Here is a 22766-nt window from a genome sequence, read left to right on the forward strand (position 1 = left end):
CCTTGAACTCATTGCTGTAGCGATGCTTCTTCATCCGTCCTGTGGACACCTGACAGCGCTTGACGCCTCGCATTGGACCCCCCTCCATTGTTAGGTGTGGGTGTCCACTTTATTGGGGGAGGTACTTACCGAGCTTCCCAAATGTGTTAGGCCGGGGTACCTGAATGAACCCCGCCCAGCGTCCACGGCTTGATCTTTGCCAGCGTCTTGGCAAGGGAATCCTTAGTCTTGGCTGCGTCGTAGTCCATCTGTAAGCCAATCCAGAAATTCTCGGACATGCCGAAAAACCGCGAGAGACGCAGGCCCGTATCGGCGGTGATGGCGCGCGCGCCGACCACGATCTCGCCAATGCGCCGTTGCGATACGCCGATCTCCTTGGCCAACCGGTATTGCGTGATACCCATCGGTTTCAGGAATTCTTCCAGCAGAATTTCACCGGGGTGCGGATAGGGAACTTTACGCATGATGTCTCTCCGTCAGTGATAGTCCACGATCTCAACGTCCTGCGGGCCTCCCGTCGTCCACACGAAGCACACCCGGAACTGATCGTTGATGCGGATGCTATGCTGCCCGGTGCGGTCACCTTTTAAGGCTTCCAGTCGGTTGCCCGGCGGTACGCGCAGATCATTGAGGCTTCCGACCTGGTTCAGTATTGCCAACTTGCGCATAGCAACGGATTCGATGTTCACAAACCGCTTGACCCGTTTGCCGTCAAATAGGCTTTGCGTATCGGCGCACTTGAATGACCGGATCGGCATATGCAAATACTAACGATATGAGTTAGTATTGTCAAGAGTTAGCGTGGGGGGTGATTGTAGTGCCCTTTCGAAAGCCAGTCGATATTCTTACCACGACGACGGCTTTTCTCCATGTCTTTAGCGAACTGCTGTGTATAGACGGGTTGGTACATCAGATACCGAGTTTCCGGAACATGTCGTCTGCATCATCGCAGACGATCAGATCACGTCCGGTCTCGGAAGCTTCGAATGTCCGTTTCGTGGTTGTTGTCGGAACGACGACATCGAACGGAAGTCCGCCACGAAGCTCAACTTGCCTGTAGAAAATCGTGATGGCTTGCGTTGCGTTCAGGCCCAATCGGTGAAAGACGGATTCGGCGTGGTTTTTCAGGTCCGGTTCCAATCTGGCCCGTACCATTGCGGTCTTGCTCATAATATCACCTCCATTTCCTTAAAGCATTGTAGCCAATTGGGGTACAGACGCAAGTCATCTCTTCCTGTTAACGACTTCGACTGTAGCGGCGAATGAAGTGAGTTCGCTGCAGCGAGCGGTGAGGCCGCTTTGTCGGTCGACTACCGGCGGATGCGAATCAGGACCCAACTTCCTGGGGTAGCTGGGCAAGGATCCGGTCGGCCTCCTCGAACTGGAACTCGTTGAAGACATGGATGCCCGCTTGTCGGAGGAGGGCTGTAGTGACTCCTTGCCCTGGAACCCGTCGGGAAGTGAACGTGCCGTCGTAGATGAAGGACGTGCCACAGGACGGGCTGCCCTCTTTGAGGACCGCGACCCGAATTGAGTCTCGTCGAGTATACTCGAGGGCCTGCTGCGCGCCGGCGACGAAGAAGGCGGAGACATCACGGCCGTTCACATCGAGGACCCTTCCGGTGCCCAACAGGACGCTCGACCTACCCCCAGCCTCAGTGATCTCAGCGGCTGGCCTCGGGACAGGCAACCCTCCCGCGACCTCCGGACAGAATGGCACGACGCGCCCTTCGCGCAGCCACCGCTGAAGGACGCTATCATGGCTCTGCTTGTGCTCGCCGTTGTGACGAACGCGCTCACCCAGCAGGCATGCGCTCACCAGCACTCGATGCATCGTGAATTGTCCCGTAAGAGGCCCAACAGATATTAGCCGACAGTTCTCAAATGGACCTTACGATATTGGTACGTGAAGTATAGCATGATATTTGTGACGCATCTCTTGGAACATCCTTGAATCCACAGGGTCCGACTGGATTCCGTGTCAAGCACGGAATGGCGGGCTAGAACAGAAGACACCCCGCAGCTTGCTGCGGGGGAGTTCATTAAAACGCTGGCACGGACACCAACTATTGGATATTCTGCTGGATAGATCTGTACGTGGTCTGCCATGTCCCACTAGAGATCTGATTGGTCGTAACAACGGAGGTGAGAAATCGATGCGGACAGCGCTGACCATCGCGGGCTCAGATTCCGGGGGTGGAGCGGGGATCCAGGCCGATCTCAAAACCTTTGCGGCCCTTGGTGTGTTCGGGACCTCAGCGATCACGTCGGTTACGGCCCAGAATACGGTCGGCGTCCAAGAGGTATACGACCTGCCGCCGGAGTTCGTCGGCCGCCAGATCGATTCGGTCCTTGACGATATCGCCATCGATGCGGCTAAGACCGGAATGCTCTCAAGCGCAGCGATTATCGAGGTGGTTGCGGCGAAGGTGAAGGCGCATGCAATCGAGCGGCTAGTGGTCGATCCGGTAATGGTGGCCAAGGGTGGGGCGCCGTTACTTCGGCCTGATGCAGTGAACGCGCTCATCGAGTATCTGCTGCCGCTCGCGCTCATCGTCACGCCGAACGTGCCAGAGGCTGAGGCGCTCACAGGGCTGACGATCACCGATCTCAATGAGATGCGCCAGGCGGCGCGACAGATTCACGGCCTTGGTCCGAGGTGTGTTGTTCTCAAGGGAGGCCACTTGAACGGTTGCGCGATCGATCTTCTGTTCGATGGAAGTCGCTTCACGGAGCTTGATGCCGAGCGGATCGATACGCTGCACACCCACGGGACCGGATGCGTGTTTTCTGCGGCCATCGCCGCGGAGCTGGCTAAGGGCAATCCGGTTCCGGAAGCCGTTGCCAGCGCCAAGCGCTTCATCACGGCTGCCATCCGTCATGGGTTTCCGCTTGGCAAGGGAGTTGGTCCGACCGATCCAATCGCGGCCGCCAGAGACCTCGAATCCCGCAACTTTGAACCTTGAACCTTGAACGTTGAACTTTGCCCTTGCATCCTACACATTGAATCATGCGCAACCGGACCCTGCACCGATGGGACGTCTCACCGCAAGAGGCAGTGGCGATCCAGCTCATGCTGCGACCGCAGCTTTGCCTGCACGGGACAGGACCGTTCGCCACAGTCGCGGGGGTAGATGTTGCGTACGATGCGACCTTACAGTTGATGTTTGCCGGCGCCGTTGTCATGAGCGACGACGGGCATGAAATGCTGGATTTCGCAACGGCGACTGCGAGCGTGGACTTTCCGTACATCCCGGGACTTCTGTCGTTCCGGGAGATACCGGCGGTTATCAAGGCCTGGAACAGACTTAAGACATCGGCGGATTGTCTGATCTGTGATGGTCACGGCCTTGCGCATCCCCGTCGCTTTGGGCTTGCCTGTCATCTGGGTCTCATGCTCGATCTTCCCTCGATCGGATGCGCCAAGAGCCGTCTGGTGGGGACGCACCGCGAGCCGCGGACGCGTCGCGGGAGCGTTGCGCCGCTACTGGATCATGGCGAGCAGATCGGCGTGGTCCTTCGGACGAAAGATGGGGTGGCGCCGGTCTTTATCTCCCAGGGCGATCGGATCGGTCTGGATGCCGCCGTGCAGACGGTGCTCGCAACCTGCCGCGGCTATCGACTCCCGGAGCCTCAGCGACGCGCCCATCTGTTGGTGACAAAGATGCGGCTTGCCGCTAGACCGTAGGTAGATAGGCTGAAGGCTGAAGGGAGCAGTGGGCCGCTGATAGCTGAATGCTGACCGCTTTTTCTCGTAAAGTTAGCGCATAAAGGAGGAGACTAGATGGAGTTAGGGCTGCGTGGGAAGGTCGTGGTGGTGACGGGTGGAAGCCGAGGGATCGGCAGGGCGATCGCCCTGGGGTATGCCGAGGAGGGGTGTCGGCTTAGTATCTGCGGTCGAGGCCTGCCGGCACTGGAAGAGGCGACCCAGACGATCAAAGCCTACGGGGTCGAACTCCTCACGGTGTCTACCGACCTCACCGACCCTCATGGGGCTGAGCGGTTTGTGCAGGCGACACTCGACCGATATGGCCGGATCGATGTCCTGGTGAACAACATCGGCGGGTCGCGCCGGGGGGAGTTGGAGGTCCTCTCAGAGAACGATTGGCGAGAGGTGTACGATCTGAACTTCTTCTCGACGCTCCGGATGGTCCGGCTGGTGGTACCCGTCATGAAGCGGCAGGGCGGAGGACGGATCATCAGCATCGCCTCGATCTGGGGGCGGGAGTCGGGAGGGGCGATGACCTACAATGCGTCCAAAGCGGCGGTGATCAGCCTCTCCAAATCGCTCGCCAAGGAACTGGCGCCTCACAATATCCTGGTCAACAGCGTCGCGCCAGGCTCAACGCTCTTTCCGGGCGGCTCATGGGACCGGCGACAACGCGAGAACCCGACTCAGATCGCCCAGTTTATCAAGGATGAGCTGCCGCTGGGCCGATTCGGCCGCCCCGAGGAGGTCGCCGCCGTCGTGGTCTTCCTGGCATCCCAACAGGCGAGCTTAGTGACCGGCGCGTGCGTCACGGTCGATGGCTGTCAGTCGCGCTCACTCATCTGACCGCCCGCCTGTTCCGCTATAGGCCTTGTTGAAATTCCGTTGACAAGTCTGTGAAATCGCAGGAAACTCCAACGTATTGTGAGCACTTATGAGACTGTGCACACAGACTAGTAGAATCATAGTTGGCCACAGGAACGGAGTATTCAGAGATTTCGATGGAGACGAAGTCTAAATCCAGCACGACTGCGGCATGGCTGGTTCCAAGCCTTGCGGCCATAATGGCGGTCCTTCTCGCCTTTTGGCTCCCAAGAATTTTCTCCGATAAGCCTGAGCTGAGGTTCTCTCTATCTTCTCCGATTTCAACCAAATTGCTAGGAACTCCCCTCACCAGCCATATACAGGAAGTCGCCGTGTCGAACGTCGGCGACATGGCCGCAAAGGACGTTGTACTCATTTGCGATAACGGCGTGCTGGGGTACGAACTGTATAAGTCAGCAGAGACCGACAAGGTACAAGAGTATATGGATAAAGGTAGACTGGAGGTACGGTATCAAGACTTGCCGCCAGGTGAAACATTTAAGGTCGTGCTTAGGGCAAGTAGTCCTCTGTCCGCCTACAACCTCAACCTTAAGCATAGCCAAGGGGTTGGAAAAGACGTTTTTGCCAAGACAAACCCGCTTAAGGACATGCTCTCTGGTAGCGTCATATTCGTCTTATATGTGTTGGGCTGGGGGTGGTTCAGCTTTAAGAATATGGGTATCGAGTCTGACGCCCGCTTCAACCCGAAGCGAGTCTTATCTCGAAGAAAGCCCTGGCACATTCGGAGACGCAAATGGGGCGACTACACCTCCACAGCTATAAATGCGTACTTCGCAGAAGGCTACACACACTATACACTAGAAAGCCTGCAGGAGAATGTCGGCTACAGATACCTAATCACTGACAAAGACACGTTTGATCTTGATGGTGAAGGACGTGAACGCGCAAATAGATCTGCTGTAGAGAATTTCGAGGATGCCGCCCTGTCTGCAATGAAGAACGCAAGAGGAAAGGATGAGGCTTTCAAGATACTGGGTATCGTTGTAGCTCTTGATGATCGCCGGTATTCAGCCATCAGAACTGCTATCAGCAAGGCATGGGTAGAAAAGATGCTCGACACGCTCTCATGGGGTGGGAGTTTATCGTTGAGTGACATTGCCTTAGGTCTAGCTGAGAGGCCGGATGGCATTCTTCCTGATCACTGGAATAACTATGTCAGGGCCCTAGAACGATTAATTCACAGAAACATTGAACATTGGGTTCGGTCCGACAAGGCGTTTGAGGCAGTTATAGATGCTGAGTATTTTGGATCCTTTTCCGAGGGAATCCAGAAGCTGATTAGAGAGAGTGTGTATGACCAGAAACTTTCGGAAATTCCAAAGTTTTTTGGGCGAGAAACGGATGCTAGGGAGTTCCTTGACAAGTACAACCTGAGTTGGATGAGTGAAGACGACGCAAGCAAGATTCGTAGGAATGCTGAGGCTACTATCAAGCTCTATCAAGACAAAGTGAAGTATGAGAGGCTCCTTGCGGGTTTGGTTGGTATTCTAAGAGAGGGAACGTGCGGTACCGAGCTTGAAGGCTACGAGGACCTCGCCGAGCCGCTGAAGAAGCTTGAATTGGAGATCGCTGACACTAGGAAGCGCATTGCCGAAGACGCTGGCAAGCTTGAAGAATGTGAAGCAGGGGTCAAGGAAGCAAGAACAAAGGTTGACAGGCAACTTGAGATAATAGCCTCTGTGTTGCGTGGGGACATAGAACGATTTCAAGGCTTAGAATACCCGGAAGATTTATTTGGCCCGGTAAACATTGCTCGCATACGGGAAGTGATCTCTCGCATCGCTTCGAGCCATTAATTAAAGTGGCAGATCCCATAATCGACCGCTGCAAAGATCGCCTAAGCAGGTCGACTCTGGGAGCTTTTTAGGCCAACATACAAATGAAGCGGATGGCCACGCCACGCGCCTTATTTGTGTGTTCGCTGATTTCGGGGACACCATGCTGTATGCTCACTTCGGGATTGAGTGAGAATCGGTATGGTATCCTGATGTCCTGGGTCGGAAGTTCGGCGAAGAAATAGGCGCCGCATGGGGTACTCCCGCGAAGCTTATCTCCGCAGGCTTTAAGCCGGGGGCATTACACATGTATCGCTTTCTCATTGTCATCGAAAAGGCTAACGGAAACTTCTCGGCTTACTCCCCAGACTTACCGGGCTGTGTCGCGACCGGCAAGACCCGCGAGCAAGTCACGCGGAACATGCATGAAGCCATTGAAATGCATGTACGAGGTTTGCTCGAAGACAAGCTGCCGGTCCCCAAGCCTCGCGCTTTCGCAGAATATGTGGCCGTGCTTTAGCGGCAACACATCCACACTTCGGGATTGAGTGGGAAGCGGAACGACGTCGGAATATCTGCAACGAATTTCAGAAATAGGACGGTAGGAACTCTACGCTCACATGGCCGGCAGATAGTCGCGAAGCTGCAGAATCCGAAGTCCCGGGATGGGTGGCAGATCCCTGTCGTTCGTGAGGTAGGCTGAGCAATGTGTGCCAAGCGCCGCCGCCAACTGCAGCGCATCCGGCGTCTTCACGCGAGCGGTAGCGCGAAGTTGCGCCGCCGCGCGTAGCAGTGGTCGGTGTAGGTCAACCAGCCGAATGCCTCGGCTTCTGGTGAGCAGCGCATTGTAACGCTCGGCCAGTGGCGCATTGCCGGCACGGTATGGCGCCACCAGTGCCTCAAGGAGCGTCAGTCCGGACGTCACACCCTCGAACGAACCGGTATCAATGGCGGCAAAGACCGGTTCCACCATCGACAGAAACTGCGGGTGTTCCTCAATAAAGTAGATGAAGATAACCGTGTCGAGGCCAACGGGGCCGCGCCCGATCTCTTCGATCAATCCCACGAGCGTCGCTCTTGCTCAATATACGCCGCCGAGTCCACACCGCGCCAGACCTCCTTACCAAGACCCTTCAATGTGAGAATCGAAAGGGACTCCGGTTCTTCTGTGGCTTGGGCCAGAATCTGGATGACTTCTTGGGCGACAGACCTCCGCTCGCGCTTGGCGCGGGCCTGAAGCTTCTTGTACAGGGGATTGGGCAGGTTCTTGATATTCAGCGTAGCCATGCTGTCCTCCATTATTCTTGCATTATGGAGGAATGTTTTCTGGAAGTCAACTCGCTCATTCGTACTGGATCTAGGTGTCGGCGGACTAGAGGACGGGTTGGATGTTCCAGATCTCGCGGGCGTACTCAGCGATGGCGCGGTCGCTCGAGAATTTACCCACCCGGGCAACGTTCAAGATAGCCTTACATGCCCAGGCTGCAGGGTCTTTGAACGCCTGAGTGACTCGTTCCTGGGTTGCGATATACGACTCCAGATCGGCCAGATGGAAGTACGGGTCCCCCCGGTCCAGGATAGACTCGTAAATCCAGCGAAACAGGCCAGGCTGGTTCGGACAAAACAGGTTGGAAACAAACGTATCCATGAGTCGTCTCATGTGGGGGCTGCGATGATAATACTCTCGAGGATGATACGACCCGCGCTCACGCATCCGCCGGATCTCCTCGATCTGTAATCCGAAGAGAAAGATATTATCCCGACCCACCTCTTCCATGATCTCGATAGTCGCCCCATCGTGGGTACCGATAGTGAGCGCCCCATTCATCGTGAACTTCATGTTCCCCGTTCCTGAGGCCTCCGTCCCGGCCATGGAAATGTGCTCGCTCACATCCGCGGCGGGAACGATCTGCTCCGCCAGGGAGACGCAGTAGTCTGGAATGAAGACCACCTTAATCAGCCCCTTCACCCGGGGATCGGTGTTGATGACGTCGCCCACACTGCTGATCAATTTGATAATCTGCTTTGCCGCCCAATACCCCGGCGCTGCCTTGCCGGCAAAGATATACACACGAGGCACAGGAGGCGCTTTCCCGTCTTGAGTCATACACTGATACTCATGGATGATCTGCATGACATTGAGCAGTTGCCGTTTGTACTCGTGAATCCGTTTGACGTGAACATCAAACAACGCATCCGGACTGACCGCCACCCGGCAGCGGTCATGGATGATCTGGGTGAGGAGCGCCTTGCTGGATCGTTTCACCGTCATGAATGCCTGTTGGAAGTCCGGATCCCGCGCATAGGGTTCCAAGGCCCTGAGCTTACCCAGGTCAGTGATCCAACCGTCCCCAATGGTATTGGTGATGAGATCGGCCAATAGCGGATTGGCGTGAAGCAACCAGCGTCGCGGTGTCACGCCATTCGTCTTGGTGCTGAATTTATCCGGCCAGAGTTGATAGAAATCTGACGCCAAAGAGGTTTTCATCAGTTGGGTGTGGAGAGTCGATACCCCATTTGTTGCATGGCTGCCGACAAGCGCCAGGTTGACCATGCGCACAGCTTTCTGCTCCCCTTCCTCAATCACGGACATACGTTGCAATCGCTCGTGGTCGCCAGGCCACACGGAGGCTACCTGCGCGAGGAATCGACGGTTGATCTCGTAAATAATCTGAAGATGCCGTGGCAAGACGTACTCGAGCAGCGAGACCGACCACTTTTCTAACGCTTCAGGCATCAAGGTGTGATTGGTATACGACAGTGCAGCCTGAGTCGTCTCCCAGGCCCTCTCCCAGGGTTGGGCATATTCATCAACCAGAATACGCATCAATTCTGCGACGGTCAGGGCCGGATGGGTGTCATTGAAATGGATGGCGACCTTCGAGGCAAACTGATCAAAGGTGGTATGGGTTTTTTCGTATCGTCTGACAATGTCTCTGAGGGCGCATGCTACAAGCAGGTATTCTTGAATCAGCCGCAGTTCCCGACCCGCTTCGATCGAGTCGGAGGGGTAGAGGACTTTGGAGATGGTCTCTGAGGCGATCTGCTGTTCAACCGCCTTCAGGTAGTCTCCATCATTGAAGATCTGCATATCAAATTCCTCGGACGATCTCGCCGAGTATAATCGCAGCACATTCACCGTCTGGCCGCCGAACCCCACAATCGGCATGTCGTGCGGAATGCCGACGATGATCTTCCAATCCATCCACATGGGGTTATATTGACCGGCGCGATCAATGCCATGTTCGACGCGGCCGTACAGGGGAACGATGCAGGCCTCATCGGGACGCTCAATCTGCCAAGGGCTTCCGTGAATCAGCCAGTTGTCCGGTTTTTCCTTCTGATACCCATTATCGATATCCTGTTTAAACAAGCCATACTCATAGTTAATGCCGTATCCATACGCCGGCATACTCATGGTGGCCATGGAGTCCAGAAAACAGGCTGCCAAGCGACCGAGACCGCCATTTCCCAGACCGGCCTCACACTCGCCTTCCAGCACCTCCGCGAGATCGACGCGCATCTTATGGAGCGCATCCCGGCACAGATTCAGTATTCCCAGATTGCTCAGATTGTTTTTCAAGGACCGACCCGGGAGATACTCCATGGAGAGGTAATGCACGCGCTTGGGATCGGCCTGTTGATACCGATTCTCGGTGTCTAACATTTTATCGATGATGGAGTCTCGAACAGCGAGCGCTACGGCCGTAAACAGCTCACGTCGGGAACAGCTCTCGCACCTTTTGCCTAATGAGTATTGGGCATGATAGTGGATGGCGTCTTGGAACGCGGATATCGTAAGGGCCTCATGACCTTGCTTGCCGAGTACTGACCCTGTATGCTGCTCAGGCCTTGGGTTCGACATCGGTCATCCTCTCAATGGTTCTTCTTTGCCTTGACACGGTCTGAAAAACCTGGTCAGGGTCAGGATGTTTTTCCCCTCGCAAGAGGTATAGGTCACTTTGTCCATCGTCACCTTCATAATGGCCAGTCCCAACCCCCTTTCGGGAATACTGTTCAGACGACAAGGGTCAAAATCCAGGGGTGAAGCCGTCTGAGGTTCGAGGTGCTTCGGGTCCATGGTCCTTCCCGTGTCACAGATCTGAAGGATCAGGTGGTCGGGATACTGCCCGAAGATCACCTCTACCTCATGCTCTGCCTCATTGCCGTAGGCATGCATGATGGCATTGGTGACGGCCTCGACCACACACAGCGCGATCTGGTGTGATTCGATATTGGAAAGCGGGATAAGAGCGCAGAGCCGCTCCACCGCTTGACCGATGAGCGGCACATTCTGCAGATCGCTGGTAATGGCCAGCGTGATCCGTCTTCCGTTCAACTCGCTCTATCCTTGTTCAGCCGCTCAAGGCTGAAATGGCCTGCTGCTCACTGCCAAACACCTGAAATACCCGATCCATCCTCGTCAGCCTGAACATGGTCATGGTGGTCTCCTGTAACCCGCACACGACCAGATCCCCCCGTCCCCCCATTCGCTTCAGGCTTGAGACAATCGCCCCCAAACCACTGCTGTCAATAAACTCTACCTTGGAGAGATCCAGCACGATCTTCGAGTTCCCCGAAGCGATTAGTTCAGCCATCCGCTCCTTAAAATCAGTTGCGATCCTGGCGTCCAGCCGCTCCTCTAGCGGCGCAACCACCAATGCCTCGCCTGCTCTCCGCTGCTCAAGCTGCATCGCGTTTGCTCCTTTGCCTATGTCTGCTGCTGGACCTTTACAGTGATACCCGCCAGATACGCTGCCAGCCGCTCGCACAGCGTCGTGATGGCCTGTTGATCGCCTCGCGCGCCGGCCTCCTCGATTCCCCGTCCTATCTCGCTGATCTCGATGAACCCGTAACTGCCCCCGACCCCTTTCATCGTGTGGCCTAACCGCGTAAGCTCCTCGTAGTTGCCTGCCTGGACTAACCGTGTGATCTGTTCAACATCCCGGCGCCGATTCTCTAAAAACTCTGGAATCAGGTCTGCCAGTTCCTCATCAACATAGACAACAGTCGTCTGTTCCCCCATTTCCACCTCTCTCATGCGACCTTCCGGGGCAGCCTTCGCACCCGCGCCCTCCAAACCAGCCAGATGGTGGGCTACCGTAGCAAGCATGAGATCCTTCTTCAGTGGTTTTGCGAGGTAATCATCCATTCCCTTCGTAAGGCATTGCTCCCGGTAGCCTTCCACCGCATGCGCTGTCATTGCGATGATGGGCGCCCGTCCCACGTTATGCTCGCGTTCCCATACCCTGATGGCCTGTGTCGCCTCAAATCCATCCATTCCAGGCATCTGTATGTCCATCAGGATGAGATCATAGCGAGCCTGCCGTACCGCGTTTACGGCTGCTGCCCCATTCTCCGCAATGACGACCCAGTACCCGGCCTTCTCCAGAATCGTTCTCACTAGAACCTGGTTATCCACGTTATCCTCGACCAGCAGGATGTGCCGCTGGATAGTGGGGCGCCTCACCTCCGGGATGGCCGGTTCAACCGGCGCCGTCGCTTCCTCTGTTCTTCGAAGCAGTCCGATCAACACATCGAAGAGCTTCGACTGCTTGACCGGCTTGGTCAGGACTACTGTAATTCCCAGCTCCTCTTTTGTGGCGGCTGGTAGCCCCTCCCAGGACGAGAGCATCACCAACTTGATTCCCTGAAGTCTTGAGTCCTGCCGGATTGCCCGCGCCACGGCCACCCCATCCATGTCCGGCATCTGATAATCCAGGATGACGATCTGAAAGCGGGCTTGCGGGGCGCGCAACAGCGCCAGGGCCTCCTCCCCCCCGGCCGCTTCCGTTACGGAGGTGCCCCATGCGTGCAGCGTCCTGCGCAGGATGAGCCGATTGGTCGGATTGTCGTCCACCACCAACACCGCCGCATCGCGCAGATCAGGATACACCTCTCCCTCCACCCGTACTGTCTCGGCTTCAGGCTCCGCCACGGATACCACAAGCTCACAATGGAAGGTGGATCCCTTGCCGACCTCGCTCTCCACCCATATCCGTCCGCCCATCAGCTCCACGAGGGCCTTTGAGATACTTAACCCCAGTCCACTTCCCCCAAATCGTCGTGTCGTGGTGGCATCCGCCTGAGCAAACGGGTCAAAGATTCTGGCCTGCTGATGCCTGGGAATGCCGATTCCGGTATCGGCCACCACAATATGAAGCCCAACTCGCCCAGGCGATTCGACCTTCGTCTGCTCGACCTGAAGCGCCACTTCGCCGCGTTCCGTAAACTTGATGGCATTGCCCACCAGGTTCACCAGCACCTGCCTCAGACGCGTGGGGTCGCCGCGAACCCGCGAGGGTAGCGTGGGATCCACATAGCACGTTAGCTCTAGCCCTTTTTTCTGGGCCCGGATGCTCAGGACCTCGGCCACACCTTCCACGACTTCTCGCAGGTGAAAGCCCACCTCCTCAACGGCCATCTGGCCTGCCTCAATCTTGGAGAGATCGAGGATATCATTAATGACCGTCAGCAGCGCCTCGGAGGACGACTGTACCATCTGCAAGAACTCTCGCTGCTCCGTAGTGAGCGCGGTGTCGAGGGTGAGATCCGTCATGCCCATGATGGCGTTGAGCGGGGTCCTGATCTCGTGGCTCATCTTGGCCAAAAAATCACTCTTGGCGCGGTTGGCCGTTTCGGCGGAGGACTTCGCCTGCTGGAGCTCGGCCTCTGCTCGCTTGCGTTCTTCAACCTCGCGCCTCAGCTCTTCGGCATGACGTTGCACCGAGTTGTACAGCCGACTATGCTTGACGACAATGCCCACCTGGTCGGCCAACGGGAGCAGGCGTTCAATGTCTCGCGAGGAGTAGGTCTCGGCCGTCAGGCTATCGAGGAAGAAGACCCCCAGCACCTCTCCTCCAACCAGGAGGGGAAGCTCAAGGGAGGACCGGACCCCCTCCTGCACCAGATACATCTCATCCCGGAACCTGGCCTCCTTTACCAGATCGCGCACAAGCCGGGGCTCCCCGTGGGTGAGCATCCACTCGATCGCCGTATCGTTTGTCATTGGCCAGCTCTGGCCCTGGTAGGCGGCGAGTGGGGGATTCGCTACGGAGTAGGCTACCTTGAGATGATCGCCTTCGGGGAGGACCACTCCCAGACGATCATACCGGACGTAGGACTCCACCGCCTGGGCAAACGTCCCGAAGACCTCATCGAGTTCGAGTGATCGGTTCAGCAGTCGGCTCAGCGTAAAGAGCGCCTCCCACCGCGCGGCGTGGTCCTTTGTCGTCTCGTACAACTCGGCCAGATCGGCGTGGGCGGCTATCAGGTCCGCGTCTGTCTGCTTGCGGGCGGTGATGTCCTGCTTGACCGCGATGAAATGGGTAATCTGACCTCGGCTGTCTCGGACGGGGGCGATGGTCTGCTCTTCGGTGTAGAGATCCCCATCCTTGCGCCGATTAATCATCTCCCCGTGCCAGACCTCTCCGGCGAGAATCGTCGCCCAGATATGCTGGTAGAACGCGGTGTCGTGCTGGCCTGACTTGAGGAGGCGCGAATTTCGGCCGAGCAGTTCCTGGGCTGTGTAGCCGGTGAGTTGTGTGACAGCGGAATTGACCCAGATGATCGTCCCCTCTCGGTCAGTGATCATGATGCCGTTGGCCGCCGCCTCCAGTGCGATGTCTTGCAGGTGCAGTTGAGCTTCTGCCTGCTTACGGGCGGTGATGTCGCGGATCGCGCTCATAGCGATACCGCCATCCTTGGTGGGATAGTAACTCAGCTTGATGTCAACGGGAAACTCACGTCCATCCTTGCGCACGCCGTATAGTTCCAGGCCCACCCCCATGGGCCGCGTCACAGGGGCGGTAAGGTAGGCTGCGCGCTGCGTTGCGTGCTGACTGCGGAAACGTTCGGGTACCAGCATCTCAAGGGGCGCGCCCAGCAACTCCTGCTGCGTATAACCGAACAGCCTCTCCGCTTCCTCGTTTGCGAGCACGATGCGTCCCGCCCTGTTGACGAGCAGTATGGCGTCCGGCGCAGCGTTCACCAGTCCGCGAAACTTGGCCTCGCTTTCGGCAAGGGCGTTGAGCATCTCATTCAGAGAACTGGCCAGACGGCCGAGCTCGTCAACGGCCGACACCGGGGCGTAGGCAGTCGCCTCACCAGCCGTGCGGGCATCCATCGCCGCTCGAATGGCGGTGACTGGACGCAGAACCAGTCGCTGTAGTAGTGCCCAGGCTACAAGTGAGGTCAGCAGGATGACCGTAAACAGGATGGCGCGCACCTGCCACATGTGAGTTACCCACATGCTCAGTGCCACCATGACGATACTGGTCACGAGCAGCGGTACGACGATGATGTTCTTGAGGGAAAGGAATGAGCTGGGAGGCGAACTTCGCTGCATCGATATCCTCTAGTAGTCGCTACACCCTCTCAAGCGCCAGAAGGGTAATATCATCTTCGAACTCATCACTGCCCCTCCAGCGTCCCAGCGTCTGCTCTATACCCGCCGTTACGTCCCGTAACGGACGGTCTCGCCACTCTTCCAAAAGGGCCATGAGACGGTTGACGGAAAAATGTTCTCCATGCTGATTGGTACATTCAGGGATGCCGTCGGAGTACAAGAAGAGCCTGTCGCCGGGATGGAGGGTGAGGTCTTGTTCGTCGTACTGTGCATCGGGCAACATCCCCACCGGAAACCCCCCCGTTCCCAGCAATTCAGCCGTGGCCCCCGTGGGTTGATAGACAGGGGACGGATGGCCGGCCTGGGTCAGAATGGTCCGAGCGTTTCTGACGTCTACGATGCCATAGACCATAGTGAAGTAGTGCATGGCATCGTCATCGGACTGAAACAGTTGGTTGAGGGCGCGGATAGCCTCCGCAGGCGTTGCGATGTCGTAGTGGGGCGGGTCGGGGATGAAACGCATCAATGGACCGCCCTGACTGGATATTGGGGAGAGGACCTTACTCAACGTGACCGACAGCATCGCCGCGGGAATCCCGTGACCGGCAACGTCAAGGATGTAAAAGCCCACCTGGTGTTCATTGAGTTGAAAGACATTAAAGATATCCCCCGCGACGAAATGACAGGGAGCGAATATCCATTCGAACCTGAACCCGGGGACGGTCAGTTGACGGCTTGGCAGGAGACCTCGCTGCATCTTCACCGCGGCATCAAGGTCCTCGCGAATCCTGGAATAGGCATCCTGTAATTTTGTATTCTGCTCTTCCAGATCACTTTCCAGCTTGACGATCCGTTCGCCTGCCCTGATCCTGACCTTCAGTTCCCCGGCATTAAAGGGTTTGATTAAGAAATCGTCGGCGCCGGCTTCCATTCCTTCGATGAGCTCACCCTTTGAATTCTTGGCTGTCAGGAGGATGATGTAGATATACCTCGTGAACCTCGCCTCCCTGATCCGGCGGCAGAGCCCTAACCCGTCCAGCTTCGGCATGATCCAGTCGGTGATCACAAAACTGATCGATTCGTCCTGGAGATGCTCCCACGCCTCCACTCCATCGGCCGCAGGGACGACATCGTAGCCCCATCGTTGGAGGGTTCGCAGAAGTAGCTTCCGCATATCCACGTCATCGTCAACGATCAGTATTCGCATCGAGCGTGCCTACTCTCTGCCTCGCCGGCGCACACATGGCCATCAAGCCCACTTCTCACCAATAACAATAATAATTTAGGACGAGGCCGGTTGGGATGCAACTATATGGCAAGGCCGCGACGGGCAAGCGATCAGCCTAGCCAGAGCCAGTAGGTCGGGTTAGCGTAGCGTAACCCGACATCCGCATGCGAACCGTCGGGTTACGGCCATAACGGCCTAACCCGACCTACACTCACTGAGCTGACTGTATCCTCTAGCGAACGATGGAGAAATCAAATCCCTCGAGCGTAGCCCGCACGTGGTTGAGGAAGGCGCTGGCGTAGGCGCCGTCGATGAGACGATGATCGTAGGAGAGACAGAGGTAGGCCATCGAACGGATGACGATCGCATCGTCAATCACGACCGGACGCTTCACCACTCTACCCAGGCCCAAGATGGCTGCCTGCGGTTGAACAATGATCGGTGTTCCGATCATGGTCCCTAGCGCGCCGAAGTTGTTGACCGTGAAGGTACCTTCGTGAACCTCCTCCAGACTGAGCCGTTTGTCGCGAGCCCGTACGGCCAGATCAGCTAACTGTTTCGTCAGGGTCAGAAAGCTCTTCTTATCTGCCTCCCGCAGCACCGGGACAATAAGACCTTCCTCCAGGGCCACGGCGATCCCGATATTGATCGCGTGCTTGACAATGATCCCCTCACGAGTGAAGGAGGCGTTTATAAGCGGATAGGCCCGCAGGCCATCCGCGACGGCCTTCACGACAAAGGGGAGAAAGGTAAGTGTGATTCCGATCTGCTTGAGGAAGCCGTCATGGTGTACCTGTCGGTATCGGTCGATAGCCGTCATATCGACCTCGTGAATCTGTGTGACGTGAGCAGCGGTCCGCTGGCTCCGGATCATATGCTCAGCGATGGCCTTTCGCATGGAGCTGATCGGGAGGATCCGGTCCTCGGCAATGGGAAGCGGTTCAAGGGGTGCTCGGGGCGGCGGGGCAGCCGTCTGCGCTCGGAGGGCGATAAAGCCGAGCAGATCTTTCTTGGTCACACGTCCATCTGCGCCGGTTCCTCTTATCTGGGTGAGGTTCACGCCGTGCTCCTTGGCGAGCTCGAGGACGGCAGGTGAGAACCAGTGTGTTGCCGGAGCCGCAGCTTCTGGTGCGGGCGTAGCGGCCTGAACTCCCTCCTGCCGCCCCACCACCGGCCTGTCCGGCGAGACCGCGCCGGCGTGAGAAGCCTCGCCGATGTAGGCCAGCACGGCTCCGACCAACGCTGTTACCCCTTCCTGGACGACGATCTGGGCCAATACCCCGTCGGCAGGGGAGGGGATCTCAACATCTACCTTATCCGTGGAGATGGCGACGAGAGGCTCGTCCTTGGCCACGGGCTCCCCCACCTTCTTCAGCCAGGTGACGACTTTCCCCTCAGCAATGCTCTCGCCCATCTGGGGCATGATGATTTCAATGGGCATGGTCAGTGCTCAGAAACCAGCGAGTGCTCGCGCCTTGCCGGCGATCGTGTCGGAATTGGGCAGGTACGCCTCCTCCAGTACCGGACTGAAGGGGACAGGGGTATGGGGGGGCGCCACACGGACGATAGGGGCATCCAGATACTGGAAGAGTTCCTCTGCGATCCGGGCCGCGATCTCGCCTCCAATGCCGCCGGTCTTTGACGCCTCATGCACCACCATCACTCGTCCGGTCTTTTTGACCGAGGAGGCGATCGTAGACATATCCAGGGGCTGAAGTGTCCGGAGGTCTACGATCTCCAAGTCGATCCCTTCCGGCAGGACTTGCTCCGCCGCTGCAAGTGCCTGCTGGAGCATGGCGCCGTAGGTGATCACGCTGATGGTGCTGCCTGGTCTTTTCACCTCTGCCTGGCCGATTGGTACGATCGTGTCCCCCTCCGGCACTTCCCCTTTGATGTGACGATAGAGGTACTTATGCTCAAAGTAGATCACCGGGTTGGGATCGCGAATGGCCGCTTTCAGGAGGCCCTTGGCATCGGCAGGGGTGGAGGGGGCCACAAGCTTGAGGCCCGCCACATGAAAGAACCACGCCTCGGGGCACTGGGAATGGAACGGCCCCGCGTGGATGCCGCCGCCGTAGGGCGCCCGAATCACCATGGGGACCGGTTCACCGATGCGGTAGTGATGTTTGGCCGCCATGTTGACGATCTGGTCAAAGGCACAGGCAATGAAGTCGGAAAACTGCATCTCGACGACAGGCCGCATCCCCATGAGGGCCGCGCCGATCGCCGCCCCGACGAACCCCGACTCGGACAGTGGCGTATCGATGACACGCTCCGGCCCGAACTTATCCAGGAATCCCTTTGTCACCTTGAAGGCGCCGCCGTAGACCCCGATGTCCTCTCCAAGCATGAAGACGCGCTCGTCCCGGTCCATCTCTTCCCACAAGGCTTGGCGGATCGCTTCGAGATAGGTGATTTCCATCGTCTCCTCACGCAGCGAATAGCTAATGAAGTGTCTCAGAAATCACTTGACACTGAACCCGTTCGGGCTGAGCCCTTCGACACCGTTCGTCCTGAGCCTATCGAAGGAACGAACGGTACTCAGGACAGGCCCTGTCGAAGCCCTGTTTACGCACCCTTCGACAAGCTCAGGGTGAACGGGGTATGTAAACGAATTTAAGAAGCAGTACACTAATAGCTGCCGGCTAAGCGGCGTACACTCCATCGAGGAGGTCCTTCGCGTTCGGAAGCGGGCTTGATTCCGCGAACAGGACCGCCCCCTCGATCTCCTTCGCGATGCGGTCGTCGATCGCCTTGGCGGATGCGTCGTCGAGGAACTTCCGGTCCCGCAGATACGCTGTGAATCGATCGATCGGGTCTCGTGCTCGCCACTCTTCGAGCAGGGCCGGCGGAACATACGAGGCGTCGTCATGCTCGGCATGACCCCGCATCCGCATCGTTTTGCCTTCCACGAGTGAAGGGCCTTCGCCCATTCTCGCGCGAGCGACCGCCAGGGCGACGGCGTTGCGGACGGCAAGCACATCGTTGCCATCCACGCTGATGCCCGGCATCCCATAGGCCTTGGCGCGATCGGCAATATGATCGATAGCCATCTGACGGGAGAGCGGGGTAGAATAGGCGTACTGATTATTGTGACAGATGAAGACGACGGGCAGTTTCAGTACCGCCGCGAGGTTCAGCGCTTCGTGGAAATCACCGCGACTGGACGCCCCGTCGCCGAAGAAGGCCGCTGCCACTCGCCGCTCGCGCCGAATCTTAAAAGCGAGGGCGACGCCTGCCGCCACCGGCAGCAGGTCGGCCATCGGGCTGATGAATCCGATGACGCCCCGTGTGATATCACCGAAATGAACATTGCCGTCCCGTCCCCGGGTCAGTCCGGTCTGCTTGGCCAGGTACTGGGCCATATACTCCTTCGGCGTGATGCCCTTCATGAGATTTGCGCCGAGATCCCGGTGGGTGGGGGCGATGACGTCGCTGGGTTCGAGCGCGGACGCGCTCCCCACCCCGATGGCCTCTTCCCCTGTGCCGAGGTAGACGCCACCGACGATCTTACCCTGTCGGTACAGCATAATGACCCGCTGCTCCAGGCCGCGGGTCAGCTTGAGGTAGTAATAGATATTCAGTAACTCGGCCGGTGTGGGCTGCTGAACCCCCATCACGCCACCTCTCCCTGGTGTTATGTAAAGCGACTTCGCCTTGACGGGCCGTAGTATAATCTGTCCAAACTGTGTTTGTAAATCATTTCATCAGATACACGAACATCTTCCGCCGTCTGCTGAATAGGCCTTCCTAGAGTATTCTCAACGTCCCATTGCGAACATCATCAGGACGATGAGAGAAATAGCGATAGCGGCCACAATCAGGAGTAAGCGGGTGGCTCTCCGTGTGTACTTGTCTATCCGTCGGTGTGGCATCTCTTACTCCACCGCAACAGCGTTCGCCCTATAGCCCAGTTCCTTTCTTAGCATAGCATATGGCCAGAGGGTTCCTCTGAAGCTTCTTACTCCAATGCGATATGGTCGTCGAACCCACCAGAAGGCGAGTGACGTTGTCAGCATCTGGAAGCCGAAGATGGGCTATGGAAGCGGATTTTTCCGGTATGCTCTTTGGGAAAAAAGACTTGACAGCCTTGGAATCGTCAGTAATATAAAAGTTAGATTGCGTGGCACGTTGCCCTTGGATGACGTAACGCGACCATGAGCGTAGGGACCCCAAGGGCGTAAGGAGGTCAGGCGACCATGAATGACCCTGAAAAGAGCTCGGCGAGGTTAAGTTCTCTTAGAAAGACTATGCGGAAGCTTTCTGAACAGCTTCCAGGGAGCGAGACAACGTATCACCGTAAACTTTCCCGGTATGAGGATGAGATCGAATCGCTCCAGACGCAAGTGAAGACCCTCGAAGAGGAGATCTATCACCTCCAACGACGACTGGACCAGACTCCAAAAGAGTTTGAGTTTCTCCGGTCCAAGCTCGACCAGTCCCGCGAACAGTTGGGCGAGGCGCATCATCAGAATCAGCGGATGGTTCAGGCCTTGCAGCAAGCGAAAGAGCAGATAGAAAGTCTTCGCGAGGAGGTGGAGAAGCTTTCCGCCCCGCCGAGCCCGTATGGAATCTTCGCGTCAATGAACCCTGACGGAACGGCAAATATCTATACGGGTGGCCGAAAGTTAAAGGTCAACCTCCATCCTTCGGTGCTGCCTGAAACGCTTCGTAAGGGCCAGGAGCTGGTCCTGAATGAGGCGTTCAATGTGATTGAGACCGCAGGCTTCGATGAACAGGGCGAGGTTGTGACCCTGAAAGACCTGCTCAATGAAGGCCGGGCTATTGTCACGCTGCGCGCCGATGAGGTGCGGGTAGTAGAACTGGCCGAGCCGCTGCGACAACTCTCCCTCAAGGCGGGTGATCATCTGCTCCTCGACCCGCGGTCCGGGCACATTCTGGAAAGGTTGCCCAAGACCGATGCCCAGGAGCTGTTCCTTGAAGAGGTTCCGAGCATCGGCTATGAGGCCATCGGTGGTCTCGGTCCCCAGATCGAGATGATCAGGGATGCCATCGAGCTGCCTCATCTGTATGTGGACTACTTCCGGGAACACCAGCTCCAGCCCCCGAAGGGGGTGTTGCTCTATGGACCGCCGGGTTGCGGCAAGACGCTGATCGCGAAGGCGGTCGCGCACTCCCTGGCAGAGCAACTGGCAAAGAAGACCGGACAGGCGGTGAAGGGCTACTTCCTGAACGTCAAGGGCCCTGAGTTGCTGAACAAGTATGTCGGCGAGACGGAGCGGCAGATCCGAGAGATCTTCGGTAGGGCCAAGGAGAAGGCCACAGAGGGATCGCCGGTGGTCATCTTCTTTGATGAAATGGACTCGCTTTTCCGGACTCGTGGCTCGGGCATCTCCTCAGATATAGAGTCCACGATCGTCCCGCAATTCCTGGCGGAACTCGATGGCGTAGAGGGGCTCAAGCACGTCATTGTTATTGGGGCCACGAACCGGCAGGACCTCATCGATCCGGCGGTGCTGCGTCCGGGGCGCTTCGACGTCAAGATTAAGATCGACCGGCCAGACCAGAGTGCGGCGCATGAGGTCTTCTCGAAGTACCTGACACCTGAACTGCCGTTCGCAGCGGCGGAGATTAAAGCCCATGGGACGCCTGAAAAGGCGGCGGCAGCCATGATTGAAGCGGCGATTCAACTCCTGTACGCCGCAATCCCGGAGCACCGCTTTCTGGAGGTCACCTACGCCTCAGGCCAGCAGGAAACGCTGTACTTCAAGGACTTCGCTTCAGGAGCGATGATCGAATCGATCTGCACAAGGGCCAAGAAGCGGGCGGTTAAAAGGATGATTGCGACGGGCGCCAAGGGCCTGACGATTGAGGACCTGCTCGATGCCGTCCGGACTGAATTCAGGGAGAATGAAGATCTTCCGAATACCACCAATCCGGACGACTGGGCCAAGATCGCCGGGCGGCGAAGCGAGCGCATCGTCAATGTGCGGACAGTGTTCGACCGTGAAGAGAAAGAGAAGAAGTCCCGCAAGGTTGAAACCATCTCCACCGGTCACTATCTGTGATGAGGACACATGGCGATTGAAAAGATCATGGGGACGGAGACCGAGTTGGGGATCAGCGCAAAGGATCCGGCCGGTTTCGATCCCGTGTCAAATTCTATCCTGTTGATTAATAGTCATCGTCCCCTCGCTGAGGTGAGGGCGATGTGGGATTATACAGGTGAGAATCCGCTCCTCGATGCCAGAGGATTCGAGGTGAGCGGCGAGCGCGAAAGACCAAGCCAGCAGGATAATCGCACCATCAACAAGCTGCTTCGCAACGGCGGCCGTCTCTATGTTGACGGGGCCCACCCCGAATACTCCACGCCGGAGTGCGCCAACGCCCGCGATCTGGTCTGTTACGAGAAGGCCGGTGAGCGGATCTTCGAATTATGCCTGGCCTCAGCCAACCTGACCCTTCCGGAGCGGCAGCGAATCTTCATCTACAAGAATAATAGCGACGGAAAGGGGAATAGCTACGGCCATCACGAGAACTACTTGATGGAGAGGCGGATTCCCTTCGACCAGATCGTCCAGGGGCTCACACCCTTCTTGGTGACCCGTCTGATCTTTGCGGGCGCCGGCAAGGTCGGGGCCGAAAATGGCGCCGAACCGTGTGACTTCCAGATCTCTCAACGGGCCGACTTCTTTGAAACCTTTATCGGCCTCGACACCATGGCCAAGCGACCGATCATCAACACCCGCGATGAGCCCCACGCCGACGAGGAGAAGTACCGCCGTCTGCACGTCATTGTCGGCGACTCCAACATGTCGGAGGTCGCCACCTACCTGAAGGTCGGCACCACCGCCATCGTCC

At 57.3% G+C, this 22766-nt stretch carries 21 protein-coding genes; 7 read left to right on the forward strand and 14 right to left on the reverse strand.

Features of this window, described 5'->3' with window-relative positions; genetic code table 11:
- Nucleotides 1-146: 146 nt before the first annotated feature.
- From PHV01_RS11145 to PHV01_RS11160, 4 genes are all read right to left on the reverse strand, one after another.
- On the reverse strand, nt 147-464 hold the full coding sequence (locus tag PHV01_RS11145) for a HigA family addiction module antitoxin (RefSeq protein WP_337291235.1): 318 nt from the start codon (nt 462-464) through the stop codon (nt 147-149).
- Nucleotides 465-476: 12 nt separating this feature from the next.
- Nucleotides 477-758 carry a type II toxin-antitoxin system RelE/ParE family toxin gene (locus PHV01_RS11150; RefSeq protein ID WP_337291236.1) on the reverse strand — a complete coding sequence of 94 codons (282 nt, stop codon included), beginning with the start codon at nt 756-758 and terminating at the stop codon, nt 477-479.
- Between the two features lie 151 nt (nt 759-909).
- Nucleotides 910-1170, reverse strand: coding sequence for a type II toxin-antitoxin system RelB/DinJ family antitoxin (locus PHV01_RS11155; protein WP_337291237.1), 261 nt, complete (start codon nt 1168-1170; stop codon nt 910-912).
- Nucleotides 1171-1327: 157 nt separating this feature from the next.
- The gene (locus PHV01_RS11160) at nt 1328-1834 is read right to left on the reverse strand and encodes a DUF523 domain-containing protein (RefSeq protein ID WP_337291238.1); all 507 of its coding nucleotides are present in this window, start codon (nt 1832-1834) and stop codon (nt 1328-1330) included.
- A gap of 322 nt (nt 1835-2156) precedes the next feature.
- Between PHV01_RS11160 and thiD the strand changes: the two genes are divergently transcribed.
- From thiD to PHV01_RS11185, 5 genes are all read left to right on the forward strand, one after another.
- On the forward strand, nt 2157-2966 hold the full coding sequence (gene thiD, locus PHV01_RS11165) for a bifunctional hydroxymethylpyrimidine kinase/phosphomethylpyrimidine kinase (RefSeq protein WP_337291239.1): 810 nt from the start codon (nt 2157-2159) through the stop codon (nt 2964-2966).
- Between the two features lie 44 nt (nt 2967-3010).
- Nucleotides 3011-3688 (forward strand): deoxyribonuclease V, encoded by a 678-nt coding sequence (nfi, locus tag PHV01_RS11170; RefSeq protein WP_337291240.1) that lies wholly within the window; start codon nt 3011-3013, stop codon nt 3686-3688.
- 96 nt (nt 3689-3784) lie between these two features.
- On the forward strand, nt 3785-4555 hold the full coding sequence (locus tag PHV01_RS11175; RefSeq protein WP_337291241.1) for an SDR family oxidoreductase: 771 nt from the start codon (nt 3785-3787) through the stop codon (nt 4553-4555).
- Nucleotides 4556-4710: 155 nt separating this feature from the next.
- A complete protein-coding gene (locus PHV01_RS11180) occupies nt 4711-6390 on the forward strand; it encodes a hypothetical protein (protein ID WP_337291242.1) in 1680 nt (559 codons plus the stop codon).
- Between the two features lie 286 nt (nt 6391-6676).
- Nucleotides 6677-6889, forward strand: a complete 213-nt coding sequence (locus PHV01_RS11185) for a type II toxin-antitoxin system HicB family antitoxin (protein WP_337291243.1) — start codon at nt 6677-6679, stop codon at nt 6887-6889.
- A gap of 96 nt (nt 6890-6985) precedes the next feature.
- On the opposite strand, the gene PHV01_RS11190 is transcribed toward PHV01_RS11185, so the two are convergent.
- The 10 genes from PHV01_RS11190 to PHV01_RS11235 all read right to left on the reverse strand — a co-directional run bounded on the left by PHV01_RS11190 (nt 6986) and on the right by PHV01_RS11235 (nt 19561).
- Nucleotides 6986-7435, reverse strand: a complete 450-nt coding sequence (locus PHV01_RS11190) for a PIN domain-containing protein (protein WP_337291244.1) — start codon at nt 7433-7435, stop codon at nt 6986-6988.
- Nucleotides 7426-7656 carry a hypothetical protein gene (locus PHV01_RS11195; protein ID WP_337291245.1) on the reverse strand — a complete coding sequence of 77 codons (231 nt, stop codon included), beginning with the start codon at nt 7654-7656 and terminating at the stop codon, nt 7426-7428. The genes PHV01_RS11190 and PHV01_RS11195 overlap by 10 nt, the downstream gene beginning before the upstream one ends.
- An 85-nt stretch (nt 7657-7741) precedes the next feature.
- The gene (locus tag PHV01_RS11200; protein WP_337291246.1) at nt 7742-10234 is read right to left on the reverse strand and encodes a glycogen/starch/alpha-glucan phosphorylase; all 2493 of its coding nucleotides are present in this window, start codon (nt 10232-10234) and stop codon (nt 7742-7744) included.
- Between the two features lie 3 nt (nt 10235-10237).
- Nucleotides 10238-10708, reverse strand: a complete 471-nt coding sequence (locus PHV01_RS11205; protein WP_337291247.1) for an ATP-binding protein — start codon at nt 10706-10708, stop codon at nt 10238-10240.
- Between the two features lie 16 nt (nt 10709-10724).
- Complete coding sequence (locus tag PHV01_RS11210) at nt 10725-11063, reverse strand: STAS domain-containing protein (protein ID WP_337291248.1); 339 nt, start codon at nt 11061-11063, stop codon at nt 10725-10727.
- Between the two features lie 17 nt (nt 11064-11080).
- Complete coding sequence (locus PHV01_RS11215; protein WP_337291249.1) at nt 11081-14716, reverse strand: response regulator; 3636 nt, start codon at nt 14714-14716, stop codon at nt 11081-11083.
- 19 nt (nt 14717-14735) lie between these two features.
- Nucleotides 14736-15923 carry a SpoIIE family protein phosphatase gene (locus PHV01_RS11220; RefSeq protein ID WP_337291250.1) on the reverse strand — a complete coding sequence of 396 codons (1188 nt, stop codon included), beginning with the start codon at nt 15921-15923 and terminating at the stop codon, nt 14736-14738.
- Nucleotides 15924-16176: 253 nt separating this feature from the next.
- The gene (locus PHV01_RS11225) at nt 16177-17385 is read right to left on the reverse strand and encodes a dihydrolipoamide acetyltransferase family protein (protein WP_337291251.1); all 1209 of its coding nucleotides are present in this window, start codon (nt 17383-17385) and stop codon (nt 16177-16179) included.
- Between the two features lie 9 nt (nt 17386-17394).
- Nucleotides 17395-18366, reverse strand: coding sequence for an alpha-ketoacid dehydrogenase subunit beta (locus PHV01_RS11230; RefSeq protein WP_337291252.1), 972 nt, complete (start codon nt 18364-18366; stop codon nt 17395-17397).
- A 223-nt stretch (nt 18367-18589) separates the two neighbouring features.
- Entirely contained in the window at nt 18590-19561 is a 972-nt protein-coding gene (locus PHV01_RS11235; RefSeq protein ID WP_337291253.1) for a thiamine pyrophosphate-dependent dehydrogenase E1 component subunit alpha, read from the reverse strand.
- 582 nt (nt 19562-20143) lie between these two features.
- Between PHV01_RS11235 and arc the strand changes: the two genes are divergently transcribed.
- On the forward strand, nt 20144-21973 hold the full coding sequence (gene arc / locus PHV01_RS11240; protein WP_337291254.1) for a proteasome ATPase: 1830 nt from the start codon (nt 20144-20146) through the stop codon (nt 21971-21973).
- 9 nt (nt 21974-21982) lie between these two features.
- On the forward strand, nt 21983-22766 hold a 784-nt coding region (locus tag PHV01_RS11245; protein WP_337291255.1), incomplete at its 3' end, for a proteasome accessory factor PafA2 family protein.

The sequence above is a fragment of the Candidatus Methylomirabilis sp. genome, from assembly GCF_028716865.1.
Taxonomy (GTDB): domain Bacteria; phylum Methylomirabilota; class Methylomirabilia; order Methylomirabilales; family Methylomirabilaceae; genus Methylomirabilis.